This is a genomic window from Corallococcus sicarius (assembly GCF_003611735.1).
Taxonomy (GTDB): Bacteria; Myxococcota; Myxococcia; order Myxococcales; family Myxococcaceae; genus Corallococcus; species Corallococcus sicarius.
Map to the genome: position 1 here is coordinate 1 of NZ_RAWG01000484.1, position 4,916 is coordinate 4,916.

The 4,916-nt window shown below is 60.7% G+C and carries 4 protein-coding genes and 1 pseudogene; 1 reads left to right on the forward strand and 4 read right to left on the reverse strand.

Features of this window, described 5'->3' with window-relative positions:
- Window positions 1–443 precede the first annotated feature (443 nt).
- Window positions 444–1,218 (forward strand): annotated as a pseudogene (locus D7X12_RS39265) (IS5 family transposase).
- 190 nt (window positions 1,219–1,408) lie between these two features.
- Here the strand turns inward: D7X12_RS39265 and D7X12_RS39270 are convergent.
- The 4 genes from D7X12_RS39270 to D7X12_RS39285 all read right to left on the reverse strand — a co-directional run bounded on the left by D7X12_RS39270 (window position 1,409) and on the right by D7X12_RS39285 (window position 4,496).
- The gene (locus D7X12_RS39270) at window positions 1,409–1,705 is read right to left on the reverse strand and encodes a hypothetical protein (RefSeq protein WP_120630272.1); all 297 of its coding nucleotides are present in this window, start codon (window positions 1,703–1,705) and stop codon (window positions 1,409–1,411) included.
- Between the two features lies 1 nt (window position 1,706).
- The gene (locus D7X12_RS39275) at window positions 1,707–3,116 is read right to left on the reverse strand and encodes an RHS repeat-associated core domain-containing protein (protein WP_147443943.1); all 1,410 of its coding nucleotides are present in this window, start codon (window positions 3,114–3,116) and stop codon (window positions 1,707–1,709) included.
- 270 nt (window positions 3,117–3,386) lie between these two features.
- Window positions 3,387–3,740, reverse strand: a complete 354-nt coding sequence (cdiI, locus tag D7X12_RS39280; RefSeq protein ID WP_147443944.1) for a ribonuclease toxin immunity protein CdiI — start codon at window positions 3,738–3,740, stop codon at window positions 3,387–3,389.
- 54 nt (window positions 3,741–3,794) lie between these two features.
- Entirely contained in the window at window positions 3,795–4,496 is a 702-nt protein-coding gene (locus tag D7X12_RS39285; RefSeq protein WP_120630275.1) for a CdiA family toxin C-terminal domain-containing protein, read from the reverse strand.
- Window positions 4,497–4,916 lie beyond the last annotated feature (420 nt).

Consider the following 4,916-nt stretch of genomic DNA (forward strand, 5'->3'; position numbering starts at 1 on the left):
AACTGGGGCATGGCGACTCCCCGCCGACAGAAGAATTTGGGCGCGCTCTGAAAGCCCCAAATGCATCCAGACCTGCTTTTCCATTATTTCCTCCGGCATCACTGCGTCCGATTCAAACGACCGTTAGCGTAGGCGGCAGGAGACAGTGGGTCTCGCAACACCGTTCCTGGAAACGCTGCGCTCCCATAGTCGGTGAACAAATTCCACACACCGGAATACCCCTCCCGTCCTAGGGCGATAGGCATCGGTGAATCGAATGTCCGTGAGCGATGCATCAGCGCCGCCGACAGCCAACAGCTTGCATGCCGCATTGGACTCTGCGCAGCCAAGCACGTTGCGTCGGCGGAGATTAGAGCCGGTTTCGAAATTGAGCGAGCAGGCACAGGGACGCAGGGCAGGTCGCGGATCGACAGGGAGGTGATGGCCAGGCTCGAAGCGGGCCGGTGGACCTGACGGATGAACAGTGGCGTCTGATTGAGCTGCTGCTTCCCGCGCGGGAACTGAAGCGAGCGGACCGGCCTGGGCGAACACCCACGCCCTCTCGGGCGCTGTGGGACGGCATCCTGTGGATGCTGCGGACCGGCGCGCAGTGGAGCGAGTTGCCGCGGGACAAGTACCCGCCCTACAAGACGGTCCACCGCCGGTTCCAGGGCTGGGTGAAGGACGGCACCTTCCGTGCCGTCCTGCGCGCCTTGGCCCTGGACCTCAAGGCGCGCGGAGGCTTCGAACTGGAGGAGGGCTTCGTCGACGCGCTCTTCGCCTCGGCGAAAAAGGGGGGCCCTGCGTCGGAGAAACGAAGCGGGGCAAGGGGACGAAGGTCATGGCAGCTGCAGACGGCGCTGGTCTTCCTTTCGCCATTGGCGCGGCAAGCACTTCTCCCCACGAGACCAAACTCCTCGAAGCCATCCTCGACGACAGCCTCATCGACGAGCTTCCCGAGCGGCTCATCGGCGACAAAGCCTATGACGCCGACAAGCTCGACGAGCGACTGTGGCACCAGCGAGGAGTGAAGTTGATTGCGTCCCACCGCCGGGGGCGCAAGACCAAGACTCAGGTTGGCCACGAACTGCGTCGATACCGCCGACGCTGGAAGGTGGAGCGACTCTTTGCCTGGCTCCAGAACTTCGTCGCCTCGTCACTCACTACGAGGTGAAGATGGAGGACTTCCTCGGCCTCCTCCACCTCGACTGCATCCTCATCCTCTTGAGGCAATCCTGAGATCGTCTCCAGTCAAAGAAGCTGACATCTCCAATTTCATCATCCACGAGACCCATCAAGGGGCCATCCAAGATGACACCGGGCTTCGTACTCCCGTCGATACACCTCTGAGTCATAGAGGCCCCGCACAGCCGCCGCAGCAGCAGCGTCCGTGGCAAACACGCCCAGCGAGAAGGTGCCGGAACTCGCATCAATCCTCATCCCTCTCCAATACTGAACGATACGGCTTGGGCTTGCGGGGCAACTCTCCATAGAGATCACGGCCCCTTTCCCGCCACCAATACTCCCCGTACTTCTCTGGCTTCTTGAACTCGAAGATGGAAATCAGGCCGAGCAACCCAACTGGCGACTCCGCCATGAAGTCCCACCCATCCTTCTCTGCACAAAACATCTCAGCCTGCTTATCGTACCACGCCTGGTAGCCCTTTTGTTCAATAACAATCAGCGCCGTATTGTAAACATTCGTGTATTCGGAAAGAGTGGGCATATCATCTCCTCTTTATGAGCTTAATCGCTTTGCGGGGCACCTTACCTCTAAACAGCACCTCTTGCGCGCAAGTAGCATCCACGACAGCCTTGCTATCCCCGACACGCCGCACAGCCTGCACAACGTTATCATGGTCGACAAAGCCTGCGCCCGCCTCCATGGCGAGATCGACATCAATTTCAACCAACCCATTCCCACTACCATATCTACGCGTCGCATCCTCCGTCATGGATGCTGAAATAAACTCCGTTTCATTCCCGCCTCCGGCGACATGGTCGGCAATACTTCCCCCATCACCCTTGGGGCTGAGACCATCTCCGGCATCATACGCGGCCCTGTCACTCTGACTGAGCTGGCGATAAACAACGCGCCTCTTTCCCTTGGATGCTGATTTACCCTTTGCTCCCATCAGCATGGGCTTGGAGGCATCGGCAAGATCGCTGGCCCCACTGCCAACGCCGCCCAAAGGCCTTCCTACCTCATGCCCATCGAGAGAACCAGACAGAAGCGGAGTCGATGGAATTCCAGACGAAAAATTGTCAATGAGCACACCGGCCCCAGTGGCAATCTCCCACGCAGCCACAGTTCCGCCGACCGCCCCCGGAAGCGCCTCGACACATTCACGGGTGCCCTCATCATCCGCACCTCGGGATATGTGCGCATGATAGCAATTTTGGGCAGCCTTCGTGATAGTGCCACCAATGCCCTCTACGGCTCCCTCAAAGCTACTCGCCACAAAGACTGCGCCCGTATAATTCGGGCCCTTTGACAGGATCTCGAGGGCGCGCTGCTTGTTCTCGAAGGCTTGGTGACCGCGTTCCTTGTAATACTGGGACGACCTGGAGAGGAGCGTTCCATTTTCATCAACGTAATACCCAGCCTTGTCGTTGTAGCCAAGGGTGAGGGCCCGATTCGCCATCTCGCCGAACGCCAGGAATGCATTAGCACTACTCCGAGCGATGTTGCTTGCACCCTGCTTGGCGCCCGCCCAGGTCAGCTCCTGCCCGTCGGGGTCGGCATATTTGAGGGGATTGCCGGCTACATATAGCCAAGCACTCATCTCGTTCGGCGTAGTCAGATAGGCGTGCGCGCCCACCGGGTCCTCGGAGAGGAAGCGCCCGGTGGGAGTGTCGAGCCATCGCTGCTGGGCATAGTGAAGGCCGGAGTCAGCGTCCCAGGCATGGCCGGTGTAGCCGAGGCTGGGCTGGGAGAAGGAGGGACCCGTGCCGCCGAGGAAGTTGCCCCAGGCGTCGTACTGCTGCCGGGCCCCCGCGCCCGTCGCAGGGTAGCGCCCCACCGCACTGCCCATTCCATCATGGGCGATGCGTTCGGCGCCCACGGCCACCGCCATCCCTGCGCCCTGGGTATAGAGCAGCGCCGGCTGCCTGTGCCCGGCCAGGCGCTCCTCCACCAACGCCCCACCCGCCCACAGGTACGTCGACGTCTGGGCTCCCGTCGTCCGGGCCACCCGCAGGCCGTCCCAGCTGTACCGGTATCGCGTCGTGACGCTGCCGCCCTCCCCTGCCACCCCGGGCACTCCGTCACCTTCGTCAGCCGGCCTCCCGCATTCCCACCGGAGGAGAACGAGGAGCCCAAGTAACTTCCGGGGGTTGGCTCTGCGGCTGGAGGTGCACGGGAACCGGTCGTTTGCCGCGCGCCCCCGAGACTGCCCACTGCGCGCTCACGCCAGCTCCTGGCCTCTACCTATCCTGCAAAGCAAACCGCGCAAAACGTCGGTTTCCGCTCTATGCGCCCGCACATAAGCTCGACACGCCTCAAGCATAAACTCAAAAAAAACATCTCGCCCAACAACAACAGAATCCTCGAAGAGCGAGCAACGCACCCCATCAAATACAGGCTCGCCCGGATCCAGGTCGCCAGGAAACTCACAGCAAACATCATTACTACAGCGCCCCACACCAGAAACCAAAGCGTCGACAACTTCCACAAAATCGCCATCACCAACGGCATTAAAAAATGCCTGAACAGGAAACAATGGATCGTCATCATCAACCAAACTCACCCTATCAGACATACAGACCCCCATCTAAAACATACAGACCCGGCGCCCCCACGAAATCCACGGCCGTCACCAGGACTCGGGGAAGAAGCTTCGCACTTCACCATTCTCGTTCAAATATCCTCGGAACTCCACGCCATCATCAGACTTCCCTAACCATTCGCGAGACAATTTGCCGCCCACGTCCTTTGCATTCTGGGCTGCCTGTCGCCCCATTTCTACAAAGCGCGCATCCGAAATAACGCCAGGGTCATACACTGTCTTTTCAAAGATCTGAGCCTTCCACGCGCCACTGGGAACACCGGCGTGGTCCAGCGCCGGCATCTGATAGTAGATCTTCTTTACGCCCGACACGCTCGGATGCGATTCGGTCCTGAGAATGTTCACCTCGCTTGAGTGCTTCATGAACTCGTCGAGGTTGTGAGCACCACCGATACCGCGCTTTCGAGGAACAGAGAAATCTCGCAGCCTGAGATGTTCGTTCAGATCACTCGCGAAATTGACAACTGGGCGCTTCCGAGTCAACGCCTCGAACGTCTCTCGCAACTCGCCGTTCTCGCCCATGCTTTCGCCAAGCTCAGCGAGTTCCTTCGACGTGGGGTTCCACTCCTTGATGCCGGGAGCGCCCTTGAGAGCCCTCGCGACTTCATCCGCGGATTTGGCTCCGCGCAGGTACCGGAGGGCGTACCCCACACCGGCCTTGCCAATCTTGAAGACACCCCATCCGACGACGGCAACGACGATGTCACCGTGGCTCGTCGGGACGCCCATGACGCCCGCCGCGAACTCCGTGGCCTCACCAAGCTCCTCAGCCTGTCATGGGCCGCCCTATCGGATCGCGCGAGGGTCACCTCCTCGGATCGCTGTCCCGATCAGCCCGACCAGCCCGCGTGCTCGGGAGCGTCAAGGGTCGGCTACGCCGAAACCTGAACGGTTCTGCGCCCTTGACCCTCCCTCCGCGCGCGGGCGAAGGGCAACCGGCCGCAAGCGGCCAGTCCTGATCGATCAGGAGTCGCGATCCGTTTGGCCGACCCGGATGCGGTCCATGACCCCGGCCCCTGACACTCAGCCCTCGCACGGCCACCGAAGAAGGCCCCTCTGTTGTTCGCGTTCTGAGCCAGCGCATCGAGATAGCCGTCGAGTGTCGAGTCGCTTCCGACCTCGCGCAGGTGGAAGAGCGTTGCCGAGACG

Bases quoted from the DNA above. Each gene is read 5' to 3' on its own strand.
- D7X12_RS39270 (WP_120630272.1), bottom strand. From the start codon at position 1,705: ATGCCCACTCTTTCCGAATACACGAATGTTTACAATACGGCGCTGATT.
- cdiI (WP_147443944.1), bottom strand. From the start codon at position 3,740: ATGTCTGATAGGGTGAGTTTGGTTGATGATGACGATCCATTGTTTCCT.
- D7X12_RS39285 (WP_120630275.1), bottom strand. From the start codon at position 4,496: ATGGGCGTCCCGACGAGCCACGGTGACATCGTCGTTGCCGTCGTCGGA.